The sequence below is a fragment of the bacterium genome (assembly GCA_019695335.1).
GTDB lineage: Bacteria > CLD3 > CLD3 > SB21 > SB21 > JABWBZ01.
In genome coordinates this window covers 46,564-67,533 of the sequence record JAIBAF010000010.1, presented here as the reverse complement: position 1 = coordinate 67,533, position 20,970 = coordinate 46,564, and the positions used below count along the sequence as shown (strand labels likewise).

Genomic DNA, 20,970 nt, shown 5'->3' with positions numbered 1-20,970 from the left:
TTAACTGATGATCTCTTCCCGAAGTTTGAGTTGATCCAGATGTTCTTGTTTGAAATCAGCTGAATGAGAATTGAGTAATTCTTTAATGACATTTGTCAAATGTTCTGCCGCCAATACACGAGGAAGGAAAACATAATCGGCGCCTTCGGCGTACATTTTCAGAGCTCGTGCCGGGCTTTCCGCCGTAACGATAATTTTGGCGTGAGGACAAATGCTTTGAATCTGTTTAATCATTTTTAAATTATCCGTTCCGACCAGAATAGTATCCGGTATCGTCGAGATAACAACTTTAGCGTCGTGAATGCCCGCATGATGCAATGTATCCATGTGGCTGATGTCGCCGTAGATAGCCTTAACGCCGATGGCCTGCAGCTTTGTATGAACGTTGGGATTGAAATCAACGACTACGATTTTATCGAGCAATTCACCGTCTTCGGCTTTCATGTCCTGCAATTCGCGCACCAGCGAACTTGCTACCCGGAAAAATCCAAGCAGGGCAATTTCTTTATGATCTTCAACCGCATTTTGCTCTACCGATGACGCGATGTCTCTGAAACCAATTTTCGGCAGGAATTTCCCGATGGCAGCCTGCAGCGGGTGACTGTATTTGATCAGATAAGTTGTTACAATGGACGTCAGCACAAAAACAAAAATGATGACGGACAAAATATTGCCGCCGATATGGCCTGCCGTTAATCCGAGCGAGGCGATGACGAGCGAAAACTCGCTCATATTCGCTAGGTTAATCGATGCCAGTATACTCACGCGATTGCCGTTTTTGAGAAAATAAAGAATCGGATAAACCGATAAAAACCGAGAAATGATTACAAACAACGCCGCAACGCCTGCAATGGCGAGAATGCTAAGGTCGTTAATCGGATTGGGAATTTGCATGCCCAATGCTACAAAAAATAACGTTACAAAAAAATCACGGATACTGATGACTTTGGCTATGACATCCAAGTTATAAGGAAAAGTTGAAATGGCGACGCCGGCGATTAGCGCACCCATTTCTACTGAAAGCCCGAAATAATCAGCCACTCCGCAAATAAAAAAGCACCAACCTAGCGATGCCACTAACACAAGTTCAGGTAATTTGGCAATTGATTTGAATAAATGCGGCAGAATATATTTGCTGATCAGTAAACTCATACCGACCAAGATACCACCTTTACAGAATGACCATAAAATTTGCAGAATATCGGGATGCGCAAGATTGGGCTGAATGCCCAGTACGATAATGGCCCAAATGTCCTGGAAGACCAACACGCCAAGAGTGATCCTACCTGCGAGAGTATCCAATTCGAATTTGGAATAAAGCAATTTGACCACGATGGCTGTACTGCTTAACGCGCAGCAAACGGCCAAGTATAACAAATCGTAGTTTCCGCCGCTTATCGTATAGCCCAGCATGGCAAAAAAACCAACGCCAAGTAAAACACAAAGAATAAATTGAAAAACCCCGGACATGATCAGTGTTTTGCCAGATTCTCTGAGTTTTTTCATGTCGATCTCGAGCCCGATCATGAACAGCAAAAGGATTAGCCCAATCTCGGCGATGACGGCAATGTCTTCCTTGCTGTGTACGAGGCCAAAACCCATTTCAGGTCCGATGGCAACTCCCGCACCAATATATGCCAATAAAAGCGGTTGTTTGGCAAAGTGTCCGATAAAAGCCATAATTGTGGCCGCGAGAATGCTGATACCGATGCTGGAAATCAAATGATGCGAACCGTCGCCTTCTCCTTCTACCTCGCCCGCAAAAGCGAAATCCGGAAATAATACTAACATTCCAATCATTGTAGGCAAGAAAAGTATCAAACGTTTTACGCAGTGTACGCCGATCTGATTAAAGCCGTCATTATCGCCGCTTCGTTTGAATCCTATCCAAATATTTTCTATGCTTTGAATGCTCATTGAATTGACTGTACAAATATTTAAAGGTATGTATCGATGGGAAAGGTCCAGCAAAAGTATAAATATTTTGTTTTGGTTTCAAGGATAAATTATACTCATCGCGTCATACTGTTAAGGGACTCGGCTCCTATCGACATCGGTTATTAAAGCATATCCGAAAAAATATTGGCAAAAATGCCCACTCTGTGGTGAAACCTTTACTCGTAGTTTTACGTTCCTGCGTTTATTCAAACTCACGTTTTGTTCGAATCTTCCTTTGACTGATCTGACTTATAAACCATGGAAAGGAAAACGGTATGCAACGTTTCGCTTTATTACTGGGAGTGTGTCTTTTTTTTACGGGAAGCGGTTGGGCCGATGACGATGAAGATCAAAAATTTCCAAAGATCGATGGTAAGATCAACGATGATGAATGGGCCGGAGCCAAAGTTTTCGATAGTTTCTATACCATTGTTCCCAAGACTGATGAAAAATATTATGATAAATCTATCGTATATCTTAAACAATCGCATGATGCCATATATGTCGGCGTTAAATTCTGGCCAACCGGCCGGGTTATCCGGCAATCGTTGATCCGCGACCGCAGTACGGATGAGGAAAATGAATTTTTTATTCTGCTGGATCTCGAAAATAAAAACCAAAACGGATATTTTTTTGCAATCAGTTTTCTCAATAATCAACGCGACATGATCATTTATAATCAACGGCAATTGTCTCAAGAATGGGATTGGGTTTGGCAAAACAAATCGGTGATTTATAAAGAAGCGGAAAACGGCGAACCTGGATATATCGAAACGGAAGTTCGTATTCCCGTCGATAAAATTCAGAATAAAAACAAAGAACGCATTGGAATCGATGTTCAGTTATTTGCTTATAAACCGGACGGATCGAGCTATTTTTATTCCATCAACCCCAACAGCGAACTTCTGACAATCAAAGGAACGTATCAGTGGGACATTACGCCGTTTGATGAGCGGATTAATCTGAACTTCAATGCCACGCCTTATGTTGTCGGTAATAAATTTTCCGATTCAACGTTTCATGGTTCGTTCGGCGGGGAAGTGAGTGTTAGTTTGGATAAGCATAAACTCAAAGGTACGTACAATACCGATGAGTCGACACTGGAAGCTGATCCGTTTGATTTTTCATTGTATCGTAAACCGATTTTTTTGCAGGAAAAACGACCGTTTTTCAGTAAAGACCTGGATATCTACCGAACGCCGATCAATATTTTTTATACCCGTGCCATTCAGGATATCAACTACGGACTTAATTACACCTTTAGAAGCAATCAGCTCAAAGCCGGTGTAGCGTATGTAGAAGAAGAAGCGGCGCCGGGAGAACTGAATCGTGATAAGCGCAGGTTTTTTGCCGCGCGACCGATATTTAATTTTCAAAAATTTATTATAGGTTCAACCGTGCTGGTTGCCAATGATCCGGCCAATGATCACACGGAAAAAATATTCAGCTTGGATAGCCGCATCGATCTTTTCTCACGATGGGTGTATCAACCGCAATTGATAACCAATACCGACGGGACGGCGTATCGCAGCCATTTATTTTATCAGTTCAATGGTGGAGGTGGGCCTTATTCCGATATCATTTACAGCCGTTACGATAAAAAGTTCGATGCGATGACGTTGTTTAATAATTATGGATCGGATTATGACGAAATTCAGGTGAGCGGAGGATATAATTTTGTCAAGAATCGCCAAAAATTTTCCAATGTGAATGTCAGCCTACAATATTACAAAGCACAGCGTTTGTCTGACGATTTTAAACATCAAGAATATATAAGCTCCAACATCTATTATAAGGCTAATGATTGGTTGAGCGCCAATCATAATTTCGAATATAATCGTCCGGACGACCAGATCAATGACTCTACGATCATAAAACGTAAAAATTTTCTCCAGGACCATAATGTCAAATTTTTATATGGTAATCATTCATTGACATTCGGATATAATTTTGGAAAATATTACGGAACATTCCTGAGCAATCCTTATGCCGATTTGGCGCTTTCCTTTGGACGTTTGGCGATGAGTTTTGCTTTAAGGCGTCAACACAGCGATGACGTTAATCAAACGATTTACAGGATCAAATTGGATTACAGGATTATGGATAAACTTTATCTCAGGTCATTTTACCAAAGTGACGCCGGTAACCCGTTCTTTGCCGAACATATAGACCGTGTTCAGCTCTGGAATACGTTGATTCAGTATGAATTTTTCGCCGGTAGCAACATTTATTTTGTGTTAAATTTGCAAGGCGACAACGGTCGGCTGAATCAGGCAGGACAGTACTTCAAATTTGCTTATGAATTTAATTTTTAGCGTCTTTCAAAAAGAAATTTCTTGACTTCCGGGATTTCCGCCATTATCTTGATGGGCGTTCTGAAAAATGTTCTTCGACAAATTTTCATTCAGGTGTCCCGAGCAATCGGGATGAAAAGGGAATCACGTTGAAATCGTGAACTGCCCCGCAACTGTAAGTGAGATTAAAATCCACTGCAGCGTTGTAATACGCTGCGGGAAGGTATGTTAGGTTACTCACAAGTCAGGAGACCTGCCTGAATGGTTTTACAATCCTTCGAGGGAAGGCGAGTGTTAACAAAAATCGTTTAAGATTTTCTTAAATCTAGATCGTTGATTAATCCTCATTCCATTCGGAGTGAGGATTTTTTTTGCCTATGCGATATTTTTTTTATATACCATGGTTGTTGAGCGTGTGGCCGTTGGCGGCGCAGGATTCATTAAAGACATACCGGTTTGACGAAACGGTGATCACGGCAACACGTTCGAAAATATATGCGCTTGAAGCGCCAAATTCCATGCAGGTGATCACCCGCGAAACACTGGAGCAGGCGCACGTTCAAATGTTGCAGGACGCGCTGAAATCGGTTGCGGGGATCGAATTCAAAGACTATGGCGGAATCAGCAGCGTCAAACTCTTATCCATGCGCGGTTCGACGGGTGAACAGGTGCTGGTCTTGCGCGACGGTGTTAAACTCAACAATCCCGCGTATGGTCTTGCGGATTTGAGCCTGATCAATCTTGAAGACGTCGAGCGTATCGAAGTGTATCGTGGCGGCGCGTCGGCTTTGTATGGCGCTGATGCCGTCGGTGGAGTGATCAATATCATCACCAAAGGTTCAAAGACTGCGCAGAATTTTTCAGCTCAATCCGAAGCCGCAATTTCTACCTTTGATCAACGTACTTGGCGAATGAGTTTACGGTTTCCACTTGCCGGTTGGAATACTTCGTTGATCTATCGCCGCGAATATCAACCTGACAGCAGTTACAAAGTTAACGATCCTATCAGCGATAAAAAAGTATACCGGGTCAATTCATCGACGAACAGTCATGCGTGGTGGATGAGCGTACGCCGGCTGACACCCAAATGGGATATTGTCCTAAACCATCACTGGCTGTGGCGCGATATTGAATTTCCTTCGACCATTTTTAATAATACTTCGGCATTATCCGGTGAGACGCAGGGGGACCGTCAGATTTCAATCAATCCGCAAGCCTCCTACCAGGCCACTGACCAGTGGTTGATTCGCGGATCGGCTTCTTATTTTTTCACGCGGCTCAATTATTCCAATGTTGAACCTGTGTTGAATAGCTATACAAAAACTTACACATGGAGTGGCGAATTGATCCAGGAATTTCAATTCAATGCCGCTCACAAATTTACCGGCGGTTTGGTAGGAACGTTTTCGGGGGCTAAAGGTTTTTCAGAAGAACGATCGGGCTCAGTAACCAATACGTCGGGATTTGAAACGCCGGATGTCAATCATCAGGGCGCATTCGCAGGTGATGAGGTACGTTGGAATCCCGGGATGAAATGGCTGGATCAAATTTTAATATTTCCATCGATCCGCGTGGATCATTATTCTCTCTACGGTACAGCCTGGAGCCCGAAAATCGGCGTGAATGGCCTGAAACGTGATGGGAAAAGATATTATGCAATTCGAGCTTCGGCGGGAAAGAATTTTCGCGCGCCGACTTTTAATGAACGTTTTTGGCGGGGTGACGGCGCGATCGGGAATGCTTCGATCAAGCCGGAACGGTCGGTCTCCATCGATGCCGGTATTACGTACGGAGCCGAAAGCGACATAGGATCATTGCAGTTGGATTTTAATGTTTTCAGAATCCGTACGCGCGATCAGATCGTGTGGCTCGTGTCCAATCCGGTTACGCCAATTAATCAGGCCAAGACGTTATCTCAAGGTTATGAAATTATAGCCGCTTATGCTTTTCAAAACTTCTGGAAAAGCGAGTTCAATTACACCAAAAACCGTGCAATCGATCAGAGCGAACCGGATCAAGACTACAGAGCGCGGTATCAACCGTTATACAGTTTTAAAATGAGTCATTCCTTGTCATTCAGGCAATGGACGACGACGGCGACGACTCGTTATGTGAGTGAACGTTTTGCCAATTTACAAAACACGTTGGTTCTGAAGCCTTATTGGATTACCGATGCAGGCGTAGGATATTCGTTCAGGATAAAACGAATTAAAACGACGTTGCGGATGGATGTGAAAAATGTTTTCGATGCGTATTTTGAGCCGGTGAGTTTATTTCCAACGGTTTCGCGTGAATTTCTTTTTTCAGTCGCGGTAACTTATTGATTGAATCGAAAAATAAATAAGCAGCACCCTTCGGTGCGTGCCCGGGTGCCATCAAACGGGGCAGCATCGAACGTTAATTTATAATAATAACACACAGGAGAAAGCATGAAATCGTTAAAGGTGCTTATAGGGATAGTTGTATCCGTATTGTTTGTATCTTGTTCCGAAAATACCGGCAATCATGGCCCGAACAATATTACAACGCTTGGAATTTTTATTGTCAACGAAGGCAATTTTAATAATAATACAGGCGACGTTTCGTATTACGATATTGCCGGACAAGCCGTAACCAATAATTTATTTCTTAATGCCAATGGCGTTACCGGCGGCGATGTGTTGCAGGATATGCTGATCAAAGATACGCTGGCCATTATAATTGCCAATAATTCAAATCTCATCCGCATTGTAAGTTTAAATTCATTTATCAAAATCAAAGATATACCGACGGCCCAGCCTCGCTTCATCAAAGAAGTTTCCGGCAACAGGGCCTACATTTCAAGTTGGGATGGTAATGTGAAAATTTTGGATTTTACCAATTTGACTATTACAGATTCTATCATAGTCGGATCGTTTCCGGAAGCAATTGTCGTCATCAATGATCGTGCGTATGTGGCCAATTCCGGTTTTGGATACGACAACACGGTTTCCGTGATTAACACAACAACCAACCAAGTGCTGCAAAATATTCGTGTCGGATACGGGCCGATGAGATTCGCGCGATCAGGGAATAAAATATATGTAGCATGCAACGGCAATGAATATGGTGATCTAAAAGTCCCAGGCGGAATTTTTGTAATCAATGGATCGAACAACCAATTGCTTGATTCGCTCGTCACAATTACGCGCGGAGCCGCAACGGATACACTGTACCCGTCCCGGATCGCATTGAATGACGATCACGGATTTTTTATCAGCGGCTATACCGGTTTAATCCAGGTTTTCGATCCTTCTACGCTGTCACTGACCGATACGATTGACGGAAATTATTATCAGGTCGCAGTCAATGAAGACGATGACGATCGTAACGTGTACGCAACGACGCCGGCACTGCTTGGAAAATTTTTGATATTTAATTCGGCTTTTGAAAAGATCAATGAAAAAGATGTTGGAGAATTTCCTACGGCGATTATTTTCAGGAATGAAGAAAATTGATATCATCCAATTTAAAAATAGCCTCACTTTTGTCTTGCGCGACGGAGATGGTTTGCGCATTGGGGTTGCGAGATAATTTGGTTGCCGTTTCACATGGCTGTGATTTTCCGGTAGACGTGAAAAAATTACCTGTGGTTACGGAATCCAAAATCGATTCAGATGCATCCAGCGGCGATATTGACCGGCAAGTGCGTGAGACCGTTCGCCGATCCGGCAGCGTATATCGTATTTGCACTGAGCAATTAAAACAGCTCGAGCCGAACATGATCATTACCCAAAAGCAATGCGAGGTATGTGCCGTTTCGTTCAACGATGTTGTGCAAGCCGTGCAGGAGTTGAAGCGATCGGACATTAGGATTTTCACACTGAATCCGATGACGCTGGGAGATATTTTTGAAGAAATTAAGAAGCTCGGTATTGCATTAAGCGTAGAAAGTCGTGCGGAAAAGATTCTCGAGGATATTGACGTTCGACTGAACACAGTTCGGCAATTCGCTGGAAAAACGACGAAGCCGACGGTTGCATTTGTCGAATGGATCGATCCGTTGATGATTGGTGGAAACTGGATTCCTGAAATGATTGATATGGCAGGAGGTATACCGGTAGGCGGAAAAGCAGGACATCATTCTGAATTCATCGATATGAATTTTCTGATCGATGCCGATCCGGACGTTCTGGTGATCGCTCCGTGCGGGTTTACCGTCGAAAATTCGTTACGAGAATTGCAGGCATTGACAGGAAACGACTGGTGGCTTTCGCTCAAAGCAGTGAAAACGGGTCGAGTGTATGTTGCGGACGGTCATTATTTCTTCAATCGGTCCGGCCCGAGAATTGTTGACAGTGTAGAAATCTTGTCTTATATTTTGCAGCCTCAAAGCAGGCATCATTATCGATATCTTGAAAAAGAAGTCATTCATATACATTAAAACTCTTGGAGGAAACCATGCGTACCGAAAAGTGGCTCGCCTATATTCCGACTGTGGTAGTAGTATTATTAATTGCATTTTACCGGTTGTTACCTCATCCGTGGAATTTCACCCCGGTATGTGCAACGGCGATTTTCGGTGGAATTTACCTGAATAAAAAATATGCCATTGCTCTTCCGCTGCTGTCCATGATCGTGGCTGATTCAATCCTCGGTTTTGATTGGATGGTTACGCCGGTCATTTACGCATGTATTGCGCTTAGTGCTTTGATCGGTGCGTGGATTAAAAACGAACGCGCTCACAGGACAAAGTTTATCGTTCGTACATTAGGCGGAACAATCGCATCAGCTGTGATCTTTTTTATATGGACTAATTTTGCTACGTGGCTTGCCTATGATACATATACGAAAGACATGGCCGGTCTGATTCAGTGTTACATCATGGCCATTCCGTTTTTCAGAAATTCACTCGGCGGGGACCTGCTGTTTATTTCCGTATTCATTGCAATCTATGAATTGCTTAGCCATGCGATTACGGCTCGTCTTAAACCGGTAGTCGTTAATCCGAAATAACAGGAGTTTATTTGCGGTTTGTGTTCGTTATACTGGGATGCATGGCGATAGCCGGTTGCGGCGCTTCCGGCGGCGGCGATGATTTTTTACCAACAGGCGAACATTCCGTTTTTATCGTATGTGAAGGTAATTACGGCGCTGGCAATTCTACACTGAGCATTCTTGACACAGCGACGTACGACACGACTTTTACGAATGTTTATAAAAAAGCTAACGGCAATAAATTAGGCGATATGGCTCACAGTATACTGGTGGTCGATTCGCTTGGATTTATTGCCGTTACATTTTCGGACAAAATCGACATCATCAATACGCGTACTTTTGAGAGTGTTGCTACGATTGATGATATTAAAACGCCGAGAAATCTTGTATATACCAATGGCAAATTATACGTCACGTCTTATGAAGACAGCGCCGTTATAAAAATCGATTATGCGACCCATGCGGTGGAGTCGACGATCAAATTGCGTCACCGTCCGGATGAAATTACTTTAATAGGCAACAAAGCTTTTATTTCAAATTCCCCAAATCGTAATGACTCGGTCATATCGGTGATCAATCTTTCTACAGAGCAGGCTGACACGATCATTGTCGGAAAAAACCCCGTTGCCATCGCAGCCGATCTTTCGAGAAACCGGGTTTATGTTGCATGCTCCGGTTTGAGCAGCGAAGTTGGTTTTATTGCTGTGATTGATGCTAATTCCGAAACCATGGCCGAAAAGCTTGAAGAATTTCAAAACGTAAGGCCGGTAAAACTTGCTCTTCAAGATTCATTGCTGGCATATATTTCCGGAAGCAATTCTTTACGTATTTATAATTTGAATCTCAATGTTGCGGTCAAATCCATCAGTAATAGTTTGACGTTTTATGCCTTGGCATTTGTCAATGGCGAATTGATGGCGACCGACGGTTTGGATTTTGTTTCCAACGGATTTTTATATCGCTTCGATTCACAATTCAATTTCAAAAAACAATATCCGGTTGGCGTAGCGCCATCCATGATCGTTGGAGCAGATTAGGAGCAACGTGAAAATCTATACTAAAACAGGGGATGACGGTACGACAGGACTTTTCGGCGGTGGAAGAGTTTCAAAAGATGCTTTGCGTATCGAGTCGTACGGCACCGTCGATGAACTCAATTCCGTTATTGGAATTGCGCGAAGCGTAAAATTGCCAAAAGAGCTCGACGTGATATTACTTCAGATTCAGAACGATTTGTTTAATCTTGGCGCCGATCTGGCAACGCCATACGATAATCAAAATAGTTACATTCCGCGCATGCAAGCCGTTCATGTTGAAAAATTGGAGCAGTCTATTGATACCATCGATGCGCAATTGCCGGAACTGACCAGTTTTATCTTTCCGGGTGGAACTACCACCTCAGCGTACCTGCATTTGGCGCGCAATGTTTGCCGGCGCGCAGAGCGCCTCACCGTCAGTCTATCCAAAGAAGAAAATATCGGGCCGATGGTTGTGACGTATCTGAATCGTCTTTCCGATTTACTTTTTGTGCTTGCCCGGTGGGCGAATAAATTTGCAGGAAAAGACGAGGTTAAGTGGAGCAAGGATTAATGAAAGTTAACCGATGCGTATGCGAAAACCTCACTTTTGAAGAAATGAAGAAAGTCGTCGATCGTTTTCATTGCAAGACTGTCGGTGAATTGCAGACCCGCATCAAATTCGGAGTGAATTGCCGCCTTTGCCTCCCATATGTTGAAAAAATGATCGCCACCGGTGAAACCCATTTTGATATCATCGAGATGTAATCGTATTTTAGAATCATTTTGTTGCCAGATACGTCACGCTGATCATGAATTTTCATGACGCTGTGACGTTTTTTATTTTCTGGACTCGTCATTCAATTACCTTCCGGTTATTTGTCGCATTGATAGGATCTTTTTTTGGAGGTTATATGAAAAGCTTAACGATTTTTGTAATGATGTTGGCGTCTGGAATTCATGCGCAAGAAGCAATGATCAAACCGCAGAAAGCCGAAGAAGTATTGGCATGTTATTTTGATGCGCATCTTTTTACTGCCGAATACGGACTGGCCAAAGTGATTATTGCCGGAAGCGAAGCGACTAAAGGCGAATATCAGGTCGAATGGCTGTACAATTCCCACGCTACCGAAAAAAGCAAACGCGTTTGGACAAAACATGTCATCACTAAGTTTCATCCAGCAGAAATGGCCGAACTTAAAACCGGCATGGTGGTGATGTACGGTGCGGCTAATAAGATGACTAAAGGCGTAGTCAAAGATGTTTTGTCGCACAAAGGACAGGTTATATTGGAATGGTTCTATTCACCCGGTGAAACGATTCATACCGTTGAAGTGAATATCAACAACATCATGGTTATTGACGAACCAAAAGCTATCGATCCGCGCAAAAAGTCTTGAGCATTGCTTCAAGATTTTGCAACCAAATTTTATGAAAGCTTACCGTTGTGAATTTGTTGCTTCACATGTCCGCAAGTCATATTTCCACATGACCTCTATCAGCGTGTAAATATAGTTCCCTGCGTATCTTCCCGTAATTGTATTGGATCAAGACGGAAAAGGAGATACGTATGCACGAGCAAGGGACAACACAGATCAAAGGGCTTCCTTCCAATGCCTACCGTGAACTGAATTCAGGCGAGTCGTATGTACCGATAATGGTTCCGGAGCAAGTTTACCCGGAAGTAAATTTCAGATCGGTTTTCTGGGGGCTATTGTTAGCGGTTATATTTTCCGCTTCGGCAGCCTATTTAGGTTTAAAAATCGGGCAAGTATTTGAAGCGGCGATTCCGATTGCGATCATTGCCGTAGGATTATCCGCCGCGACCAAACGTAAAAATGCGCTGGGGGAGAATGTCATCATTCAATCAATCGGAGCTAATTCGGGCGCCATTGTTGCCGGAGCGATTTTTACAATTCCGGCGTTGTACATTCTCCAATTATATGCAGAGTTCTATAAAGTTTTCCTGGCATCGTTGCTCGGAGGATGCCTTGGAATTTTATTTTTAATTCCGTTTAGAAAATATTTTGTATCCGACATGCACGGCAAGTTTCCATTTCCCGAAGCCACGGCGACGACGGAAGTTCTCGTAGCCGGTGAAAAAGGCGGCAAACAAGCCATGGTGTTGGTCATCAGCGGTATCATTGGAGGCGCTTACGATTTCATTATTGCGACGTTCGGATGGTGGAGCGAGGTTTTCACGACGCGCGTATTTCCGCTAGGCGCAGAATTAGCCGATAAAGCAAAAATGGTTTTTCGGATCAACGTTGGTGCGGCTGTGATGGGATTGGGGTATATCATTGGCCTTAAATATTCGGCGATTATCTGCGCCGGATCGTTTGTGTCATGGTATTTGCTCGTTCCGGTGGTGGCTTATATCGGAGACGGATTGAGCATGACGCTGGGGGCAAGTGCAACGAAACTTATTCATGATATGACTGCGGAAGAAATTTTTAGGAACTATGTGCGTCATATCGGCATCGGCGGCATCGCGATGGCGGGAATTATCGGTATTATTCGTTCTTCGAAAGTCATTCGGTCGGCTTTTACACTTGGATTCAAAGAACTGGTAAATCCCAAGGCATCGGCGGACGGCCGTACCCGCACGCAACGCGATTTGTCGATGAGTATCGTTGCTATAGGGACTTTATTAACCGCTATTGCTATTTTTATTTTCTTCTGGCTAGGTGTGGTCAGTAATCTTGGTCATGCGTTGGTTGGCTTATTGATCGTGATGATCATTGCATTCCTGTTTACAACCGTGGCAGCGAATGCAATTGCCATTGTCGGCACGAATCCCGTTTCCGGTATGACGTTGATGACACTGATTATTTCATCAATCGTTTTAGTTTCCGTTGGGCTGACGGGAGAGGTCGGGATGGTTGCCGCGCTTTTGATCGGCGGTGTCGTTTGCACGGCTCTTTCTGCCGCCGGTTCATTTATCACGGATTTAAAAATCGGTTACTGGCTAGGTTCATCGCCTTACAAGCAGCAGACATGGAAGTTTGCCGGAACGCTGGCTTCATCGGCGACCGTGGGATGGGTAATTCTGCTATTGAACGAGACGTACGGATTTGTCGGCAAGGATGCGTTGGTCGCACCGCAGGCGAATGCGATGGCCGCAGTGATCCAGCCTTTGATGTCGGGTAATCCGGCGCCGTGGATGTTATATGCCGCAGGAGCAATGATGGCACTATCGCTGACAATGATCGGGGTGCCCGCGTTGCCGTTTGCGCTTGGTATGTATATTCCGCTGGAATTAAACGCCCCGCTATTGGTTGGTGGCTTGATTGCGCATTTTGTTTCCACGCGCAGTAAGGATGAACAGGTCAATCATGCGCGTCGTGAACGCGGAACTTTGATTGCCAGCGGTTTCATTGCCGGCGGCGCTTTGATGGGCGTCATCAGCGCACTTCTTCGTTATCTCGGGTTTAATTGGGTTGATCCGGAATGGACGGAATCGCATTCGGCTGAATTGTTTGCACTGGTTATGTTCATAGGTATCTGCGGATATATGATCTGGGATTCGTTGAGAGGCAAGCCGGAAGAGGACTAGAAAGCGCTTAAGAAAATTTATATCTCGGCCAGCGCGAAATTTACCGCCGACCGGGCGTGAATAATAGTTGTATCGAAAATTGGCACGGAACATTCTTCAGGCTTGATGAGGAGCGGAATTTCCGTACAACCGAAAATAATACCTTGTGCGCCTTCATTGATTAGTCGCTGTATTATGGTCAAATAAAATTTTTTAGTTTCAGGCTTAAAAATATTTTTAGTTAATTCGCTGAAAATCGATTCATGAATAAACTTTCGTTCCGATGCATTTGGGATAATCGGTTCGATATCGAGCGATTTTAAGCGTTCAGCGAAAAACGAATGCTCCATCGTAAACTTGGTTCCCAATAAACCGACTGTATTGATTTGTTTTTCTCCGATAGCCGTTGCCGTTGCATCGACGATGTGAATGAGCGGAATGGCAATGGATTGTTGTACATCGTCGGCGATGATGTGTGTCGTATTGGAGCATAAGACAATACAATCAGACCCTGCCTTTTCAAGGCGTTGAGCGCCATTGATAAACATTTTCGCTATTTCCGGCCACGCATTTTGATCGGCGAGCGTTTTGAATTCGTCAAAATCGATTGAATATAAAAAAATTTTAGCCGAATGCAGTTTTCCAAGCCGCTCGTTAGTCAATTCATTAATGATTTTGTAATATGCAAGCGTGGAGACCCAACTGGTTCCGCCGATCATGCCAATGGTTTTCATAAGGTTTACAGCGTTATTTCTCTTTGGAGAAACTCTATGAATTGATCAAAATATCCGGCATGCGGCTTCTCCCGCAGCGTTGCAACGTAATGTTTTCGTTTGAGGCCGTTTTTACCGATCTTGATTGTTTTTAAAGTACCGTTGTTTAAGTATGGCTTTAATGCCCATTGAGCCATGACAAAAACACCCATTTCTGCTTTAACCATTTCAATGGAAGCTTCCGTAAGCGGAACGACCGTAATTTTTTTGGGCGTGATGCCGGCAGGCTCCAATACCGCCGTGTGAATAGTAACGGTTTCCAAAGGGAGTGAATGGATGATCAGATTTTCATCGGTAAAATCTTCAGCCGTTATAAATTTGCGTTTGGCCCACATGTGATTAGACGATACTACCGCCAGCATCTCGTCCTGAAATAATTCAGTATAAATTATATGGTCGTCCTTTATTGGATCGCTCGTGATGGCTACGTCCAATTTTCCGTTCAATAATCCCTGAAGAGGATAATGCGTTGCCTCGATAACAATTTTCAGCTCGACATTCGGGTAGAGAAGATGGAACTGGCGCATGAGCGAGGGTAACCAGTGATAGCTGGTGTAACATTCCGTGCTGATTTTGATTTCTCCGGATTCGCCATAGATCATTTTTTTAATTTCATTGCGCGTATCGTCCATTTTGTCAATGACGTCGTTGGCAAGGGCATAAAGTTTTTCACCGGCCTTGGTCAGGATCATCTTTTTATTCACGCGCATAAAGATTTTAGTTCCCAACTGGTATTCTGCTTCCTTCAATTGGTGGCTCAGAGCGGATTGCGTCAAGTGCAACTTGTCCATAGCTTTGGTCAGGCTGCCTTCTTCGACTATAAATTTGATCAAACGGAGATGGCGAATTTCCATGAAACCTCTTTAAAAGTGCCTTAATATAATCCAATTGCTTCTTTTAAACATCATGAAAAAAAATGATGATGTTCATGCAGAAGATTCGTTTTCTTTTAAAGTCTCTGAACAGTAAACTGGAAAGGTCAAATTAACCGACAAGGAGCGAACATGAATAACCGTGTAGAATTTTTTCAGAGCAAATTGGATTTTGAAACCGATCCTGCAGATCTGTTTGAAGCGCTCAAAAACGGTGAATCGATTATCGTGATCGATGCACGGCAGCCGGAAAATTATGTGCGTGAACATATACCGGGTGCAATCAATTTTCCTCATCGTACGATGAATGCAGAATCGGTTAAATTTCTTGATAAAGAAAAACTTTATGTGACCTATTGCGATGGCATTGGCTGTAATGGATCCACCAAGGGCGCACTGAACCTGTCCAGACTCGGATTCAACGTCAAAGAATTGATCGGCGGTATCGAATGGTGGAAGCGCGACGGTTTTGCAACGGAAGGATCGGCATCACATGCCGCCGCTGAAAAAATTGCCTGTGGTTGCTGACTTGAGAATTACTGCATTTATAAATCAATTCGATCATACGATCAGTTGGTACGTATATTCGGTACAAAACTCGCTTTTATATGGAACGTCACGTTCTTCTTTCACAAAGGTAAAATGGAGGCTTTTTAGAAGAGCAATAGATGCTGTATTACGCGCATCAGTTATGCCGATAACGGCGCTCACTTCAAAATTATCGTGAAGATACTTGATCAAACCGGACAGAGCTTCGCGGGCAAATCCTTGCCGTTGATACGATGGATGAAAGGTCGCTCCAATGTGCGCACTGCAGTCCGGATGCAGCCTGACAGCCAGATCGCCGATAAGTTTACGATGGGTTATTAATTCGACACCCAATTGCGTCCAGGTATCATCCGCCGCGATTTTTTTTGAATTATGCTCTCGAAGAAATGCCCGTGCCTCGGCCTCACCAAATACTCCAAATCCCTGCCATTTGACCACTTCCGAGTCAGAACGGTATTCGAGGAAATTCTCCAAATCGTCTTCGGATAACGATCGGATGCTTAATCGGTCAGATTTAAAAAAAACCATGAGTATAGTCTTCCAATTAAAGCGTTATCAAAAAATACGCCTGCCTTTTGTTTTACGGATAACATCCTTGAGAATCTCTTTTTCATTTTTGTCCTGACGTTGAGAGGTTTCATGTTCTTTTATAAACAAAGATTTGAAGGAGAACCATATTTTTTTGAAAAAACTTTCTTTTTTTAAAGAAACGTCAGGCAATATTTCTGCCAGGTATTTTTCTTTCGTTTTTATATTGTCGGATATTACAGGCTTAAAAAACGCTTGTGAAATAAGCGTTATCATTTGATCGATTTCGTCGATATGATGTTCTTTTTTTTAATGAATATAATAGCCTTCCAAAGCATTCAAAAGTTTCTTCAAAAGAATTTCTTCATCCCTCAATAAAGCAACACCGCTTTTTGTAGCCTCAAATGCAAACTCAGCTATCAATTTAAATTGTCTAAATGAAACCTCAATTCTCCCGTTTTCTTTTTTGAATGTGTTAATTAATAATTTTTCCTCGGGAGTTTCTACTGCACCTCCTCCAAAATGCGTTTGTTCAATTGCATGTTGGATGTAACGCAAAATGCGCTGACGTTCTTTGAATGTCAACTCAAGTTCAATCATATTCCTTAATTCATATTGACTTTAACGTTAATTAATCTACTTTTGTGCTTCAAAATACGGCAAATTGCCTTAATTTGCTATGATGCTTTCTTCAGAAGCATTTGAACACACGTTTGTGCCGGAAACTTTTAAATAATGATCGCGTTCAAGCGATCACCATTCTATTATTATCTTATTCAGATATTAGATAATCAAATAAAAAAGGAGGAGTGATGAAAAGATTATGGATGTTGTCCATGTTGGCCATTCTATGGATGTGGGTGGCTTGCAGCCAGCCTATGCCGAAATCAGGACTAAGTATCGACCGCAAAAATCTGGATACTACGGTTTTGCCCGGTACGGATTTTTATCAATACGCCAATGGCGGTTGGCTCAAAAATAATCCCATTCCGGAAGCATTTGGTTCATGGGGTAGTTTCAACGAACTGCGCGACCAAAATAATATTAAGTTGCATGATCTTCTCGATGACGCAATGAAGGCGAATGCGCCGAAAGGCACCATCAAACAAAAAATCGGCGATTTCTATGCGAGCGGTATGGACAGTGCAGGTATCGAAATGGTCGGTTTAGCGCCGCTGGCTGGAGAATTTGCCCGAATCGATGCCATTCAGAGCGGCACCGATCTGCAGGATGTTATTGCGCACTTGCATCACTACAGCCTGTCGCCGATGTTTAATTTCTATTCTGACCAAGATGCCAAAAATAGTAATGACGTCATTGCACAGGCGACGCAAGGCGGACTTACGTTGCCTGAACGGGACTACTATTTCAATGCTGACGACAAATCGAAATCGATCCGTGCAGAGTTTCTCACGCACATGAAAAAAATGTTCATGTTAATGGGGCAAGATTCAGTCACGGCTGAAAAGAATGCACAAACCATCATGAAAATCGAAACGCGTCTTGCGAAGGCTTCAATGACCGTCGTCGAGCAGCGCGATCCGAACGCCATTTATCACAAAATGACGGTGGATGAAGTTTCTAAACTGATGCCGAATTTTACATGGACCAAATATCTGGCGTCCGTCGGGCTTGGCGACGTCCAGTCGCTGAACGTTGCTCAGCCTGAGTTTTTCAAAGAACTCAATACTATGCAAACCGCTGTGTCGCTTGACGATTGGAAAACGTATTTACGCTGGCACGTGATCAACATGGCTGCGCCGTATCTTGGCCATGCATTTGTCGAGCAAAATTTTAAGTTCAATGGATCGGTGCTTACCGGCCAACGGGCATTACAATTACGTTGGAAACGGGTCAGCAATACGACGGATCAACGGATCGGTATGGCGCTGGGGCAGTTGTATACCGAAAAATATTTTCCACCGCGCGCTAAGGCTAAAGCCAAAGAAATGATTGACAATTTAAAATTAGCGATGAAGGATCATATCGAAAAACTCCAATGGATGACCGACAGCACCAAAGTTAAAGCCCTCAAAAAGCTTAGCACTTTTGCCGTCAAAGTCGGTTATCCTGACAAATGGCGCGATTATACAGGACTGGACATCGATCGTGGTCCATATATTCTTAATATCATGCGCGCCGATTCGTTTGAATTTCGCCGCCTGATGGCGAAAGTTGGCAAGCCCGTCGATCGGGAAGATTGGGGCATGACTCCGCCTACCGTCAATGCTTCGTATAATCCGGGACTGAATACGATCACATTTCCCGCAGGTATTCTGCAATGGCCTTTTTTCAATCCTGATGCAGACGATGCATTTAATTATGGTTGTATGGGTGCCGTCATCGGTCATGAAGTGACTCACGGCTTTGACGACGAAGGCCGTCAGTACGACGCCGATGGTAATCTCAAAGACTGGTGGCTGCCGGAAGATGAAAAACAATTTAATCGCCGTGCGAAATTAGTCGAAGAGCAATTCAATCAATTCGTTGCCGTCGATTCGCTGCACGTAAACGGCAAATTAACGTTGGGCGAAAATCTGGCCGACTTAGCCGGTCTGACGATTGCATATGATGCCATGAAAAAATCGATGGAAGGCAAACCCGCTCCTCCAAAGATTGACGGATTTACAGCCGAACAGAGATTTTTCCTGGCTTGGGCGCAAATCTGGCGCGTCAACATGCGCGATCAAACGATGCGGTTACTGGTTACAACCGATCCGCATGCGCCGGGTAAATTCCGGGTCAACGGTCCGTTTTCAAATATGAAACAATTTAAAGAAGCTTTTGGACTTTCCGATAGCGATCCGATGGTAAGACCGGATTCATTGCGTGTGATAATCTGGTAAATTGTTTTTGTAACGAAAAATCAAAAACCCGTGGGTCAAAACTCACGGGTTTTTTGTTATAAACTTAAATAGCGTACCGAATTATTTAATCAAAAAGTTCAATGCGATGTAAGTGGCTATCAGGCTGATCACAGCGAGGATGCGCCATAAACCGATCGCGCCGTGCTTAACGATGCATTCTTCGTCTCGATCCCAGGTAGTTACGCCGTATCGGGTGAGATGATTGTATGCAACGATCATAGTAATAAAAGCAACGATGCCGATACCTAATCCATATCCGCGTACCCACACTAAGAGTGAACGGCGGATTGCTTTTTGATAATCCATCAGAACGCCGGTAGAGGAAACGATTTCCATGTTCAAAATCCATTTGCCGGGAGTTTTACCGAATGCTGCAATAAAAATCGCTTCAATCGGCACCCATACGGCTGCACTGACTATAGTATAGGCGGCATCATGAATTTTATCAACGAACTCCCATTCAAAAGCAGCCGAGAGGAGGCCGGCTCCCAGACCGACGAAAAGTGATATAAAATAGATATCGATCAGTCGGGCGAAATAACGAGGCCACGGTCGCACTTCCGGTTCTTCAAGCCTTATTGGGTTATGCGGAAGCGGCGGCAATTCAAAATCCGCTGATTCAGAAATCGTTTCGGTTTTGGGAATATATTCCGATAATTGAAGCAGCGTTCCTGCTTTTCGCCATTCTGTCAAAGACTCGTACCATACGTAGGTATTGCTATTGAGCGATCCGTTTTGAAAAAGTTCCTTGAGTTCATGGCGATCAACGGGACCGACAGTCTGAAAACTATCAATATAATACCACTGCTTGCCGACCATAATTACCATGCCCATCCTATTCCGACAGCCAGTATAACCGGTGGAGCTTTTTTGTCGTCGAAAAGTTTCCTTTTAAAACTTTTCTTAATAAAAAGAGGTTTTTGCAATCCAATTTCATAACGTAACCCGCTATTTTTTCCCAAGGTCCCGCCAAACTGGAATGCAACGCTTTCAAACAGACCAAAACCGCCGTCCTTGTAATTGAGATCGTAATAAGAACTTAACGTTTCAGGACCGAGATGGTAACGGATTCCGGCGCCAAATCCTGCCAAGCCGCCGCCAAAGTGCATTCCGAAAGATTCAGACAACCTTACTTCATGATCTATGCCGATAAGAGTATTACCGCCGATTTGGTAGCCAATGGCAATATTATTTTCTAGTCTTTCAGATTTTGTTTGAATTTGGACAACTTCAACTAATGCGTCAGTAGATTCCTTTGCTGTTGAAACGATGTTAACGTCGGAAGATTTTTTATAATAGATGACTCGAATCTGATGGCATGTGCTTGACAAACCGGGTTTTTTATGTTCGGCTATTTTCATAGCATCTGCTCCAAGGGAGCGCGCTTTTTGTTTAGCTAATTCGGTCATCGTATAAAGGCCGCAGTCGACTGTAAATCCACCATCGCCGAAAAATGCTTCACCGATCCTTAGCCATGTTTCCGGAGCTTTGTCTGATAATTGTAACACATCAACTAAGGCATCATTTGGCAATGGACTGTACGCACCTGCATGATCTTCTTTGACGATTATTTTCGGTGAGCAGCTTGCAACCATCAGTATATATAGAAGTAATAGATATTTTTTATTCATAAGATTCAATT

Annotated in this window: 20 protein-coding genes and 1 riboswitch; of the genes, 12 read left to right on the top strand and 8 right to left on the bottom strand. The window is 43.6% G+C overall.

Going from position 1 to position 20,970, the window contains the following annotated elements:
• Positions 1-1,800, bottom strand: a complete 1,800-nt coding sequence (locus tag K1X84_04200; GenBank protein MBX7150815.1) for a cation:proton antiporter — start codon at positions 1,798-1,800, stop codon at positions 1-3.
• Positions 1,801-2,213: 413 nt separating this feature from the next.
• Here K1X84_04200 and K1X84_04195 point away from each other — a divergent pair, with 413 nt between their 5' ends.
• The 10 genes from K1X84_04195 to K1X84_04150 all read left to right on the top strand — a co-directional run bounded on the left by K1X84_04195 (position 2,214) and on the right by K1X84_04150 (position 13,760).
• Positions 2,214-4,253 (top strand): hypothetical protein, encoded by a 2,040-nt coding sequence (locus K1X84_04195; protein ID MBX7150814.1) that lies wholly within the window; start codon positions 2,214-2,216, stop codon positions 4,251-4,253.
• 74 nt (positions 4,254-4,327) lie between these two features.
• A riboswitch (cobalamin riboswitch) is annotated at positions 4,328-4,508 on the top strand.
• Positions 4,509-4,609: 101 nt separating this feature from the next.
• Positions 4,610-6,556 (top strand): TonB-dependent receptor plug domain-containing protein, encoded by a 1,947-nt coding sequence (locus K1X84_04190; protein MBX7150813.1) that lies wholly within the window; start codon positions 4,610-4,612, stop codon positions 6,554-6,556.
• Between the two features lie 105 nt (positions 6,557-6,661).
• A complete protein-coding gene (locus tag K1X84_04185) occupies positions 6,662-7,708 on the top strand; it encodes a hypothetical protein (protein ID MBX7150812.1) in 1,047 nt (348 codons plus the stop codon).
• Positions 7,705-8,634: a cobalamin-binding protein gene (locus K1X84_04180; protein MBX7150811.1), complete on the top strand. Its 930-nt coding sequence runs from the start codon at positions 7,705-7,707 to the stop codon at positions 8,632-8,634. Before K1X84_04185 ends, K1X84_04180 begins: the two co-directional genes overlap by 4 nt.
• A gap of 17 nt (positions 8,635-8,651) precedes the next feature.
• The gene (locus tag K1X84_04175; GenBank protein ID MBX7150810.1) at positions 8,652-9,206 is read left to right on the top strand and encodes a hypothetical protein; all 555 of its coding nucleotides are present in this window, start codon (positions 8,652-8,654) and stop codon (positions 9,204-9,206) included.
• A gap of 11 nt (positions 9,207-9,217) precedes the next feature.
• Complete coding sequence (locus K1X84_04170) at positions 9,218-10,225, top strand: hypothetical protein (GenBank protein ID MBX7150809.1); 1,008 nt, start codon at positions 9,218-9,220, stop codon at positions 10,223-10,225.
• A gap of 7 nt (positions 10,226-10,232) precedes the next feature.
• Positions 10,233-10,778, top strand: a complete 546-nt coding sequence (locus K1X84_04165) for a cob(I)yrinic acid a,c-diamide adenosyltransferase (protein MBX7150808.1) — start codon at positions 10,233-10,235, stop codon at positions 10,776-10,778.
• Positions 10,778-10,972, top strand: a complete 195-nt coding sequence (locus K1X84_04160) for a (2Fe-2S)-binding protein (GenBank protein ID MBX7150807.1) — start codon at positions 10,778-10,780, stop codon at positions 10,970-10,972. The genes K1X84_04165 and K1X84_04160 overlap by 1 nt, the downstream gene beginning before the upstream one ends.
• A 146-nt stretch (positions 10,973-11,118) precedes the next feature.
• Positions 11,119-11,604, top strand: a complete 486-nt coding sequence (locus tag K1X84_04155; GenBank protein MBX7150806.1) for a hypothetical protein — start codon at positions 11,119-11,121, stop codon at positions 11,602-11,604.
• Positions 11,605-11,774: 170 nt separating this feature from the next.
• A complete protein-coding gene (locus K1X84_04150; protein ID MBX7150805.1) occupies positions 11,775-13,760 on the top strand; it encodes an oligopeptide transporter, OPT family in 1,986 nt (661 codons plus the stop codon).
• Between the two features lie 17 nt (positions 13,761-13,777).
• Here K1X84_04150 and K1X84_04145 read toward each other — a convergent pair whose 3' ends face one another.
• Together K1X84_04145 and K1X84_04140 are read right to left on the bottom strand one after the other, a co-directional pair.
• Positions 13,778-14,473 carry an aspartate/glutamate racemase family protein gene (locus K1X84_04145; protein MBX7150804.1) on the bottom strand — a complete coding sequence of 232 codons (696 nt, stop codon included), beginning with the start codon at positions 14,471-14,473 and terminating at the stop codon, positions 13,778-13,780.
• 5 nt (positions 14,474-14,478) lie between these two features.
• Positions 14,479-15,366 carry a LysR family transcriptional regulator gene (locus tag K1X84_04140; GenBank protein ID MBX7150803.1) on the bottom strand — a complete coding sequence of 296 codons (888 nt, stop codon included), beginning with the start codon at positions 15,364-15,366 and terminating at the stop codon, positions 14,479-14,481.
• 150 nt (positions 15,367-15,516) lie between these two features.
• Here K1X84_04140 and K1X84_04135 point away from each other — a divergent pair, with 150 nt between their 5' ends.
• Positions 15,517-15,912 carry a rhodanese-like domain-containing protein gene (locus K1X84_04135; GenBank protein ID MBX7150802.1) on the top strand — a complete coding sequence of 132 codons (396 nt, stop codon included), beginning with the start codon at positions 15,517-15,519 and terminating at the stop codon, positions 15,910-15,912.
• Positions 15,913-15,945: 33 nt separating this feature from the next.
• Here the strand turns inward: K1X84_04135 and K1X84_04130 are convergent, their stop codons facing one another.
• The 3 genes from K1X84_04130 to K1X84_04120 are packed head-to-tail and all read right to left on the bottom strand — an operon-like array spanning position 15,946 to position 17,061.
• A complete protein-coding gene (locus K1X84_04130; GenBank protein MBX7150801.1) occupies positions 15,946-16,461 on the bottom strand; it encodes a GNAT family N-acetyltransferase in 516 nt (171 codons plus the stop codon).
• A 27-nt stretch (positions 16,462-16,488) separates the two neighbouring features.
• Positions 16,489-16,737 (bottom strand): hypothetical protein, encoded by a 249-nt coding sequence (locus tag K1X84_04125; GenBank protein MBX7150800.1) that lies wholly within the window; start codon positions 16,735-16,737, stop codon positions 16,489-16,491.
• Between the two features lie 33 nt (positions 16,738-16,770).
• Complete coding sequence (locus K1X84_04120) at positions 16,771-17,061, bottom strand: hypothetical protein (protein ID MBX7150799.1); 291 nt, start codon at positions 17,059-17,061, stop codon at positions 16,771-16,773.
• 212 nt (positions 17,062-17,273) lie between these two features.
• On the opposite strand from K1X84_04120, the gene K1X84_04115 reads away from it, so the two are divergent.
• Positions 17,274-19,307 carry a M13 family metallopeptidase gene (locus tag K1X84_04115; protein MBX7150798.1) on the top strand — a complete coding sequence of 678 codons (2,034 nt, stop codon included), beginning with the start codon at positions 17,274-17,276 and terminating at the stop codon, positions 19,305-19,307.
• 81 nt (positions 19,308-19,388) lie between these two features.
• Here K1X84_04115 and K1X84_04110 read toward each other — a convergent pair whose 3' ends face one another.
• Positions 19,389-20,156 carry an RDD family protein gene (locus tag K1X84_04110; GenBank protein MBX7150797.1) on the bottom strand — a complete coding sequence of 256 codons (768 nt, stop codon included), beginning with the start codon at positions 20,154-20,156 and terminating at the stop codon, positions 19,389-19,391.
• Positions 20,150-20,959: a hypothetical protein gene (locus K1X84_04105; protein ID MBX7150796.1), complete on the bottom strand. Its 810-nt coding sequence runs from the start codon at positions 20,957-20,959 to the stop codon at positions 20,150-20,152. The genes K1X84_04110 and K1X84_04105 overlap by 7 nt, the downstream gene beginning before the upstream one ends.
• Between the last annotated feature and the right edge of the window lie 11 nt (positions 20,960-20,970).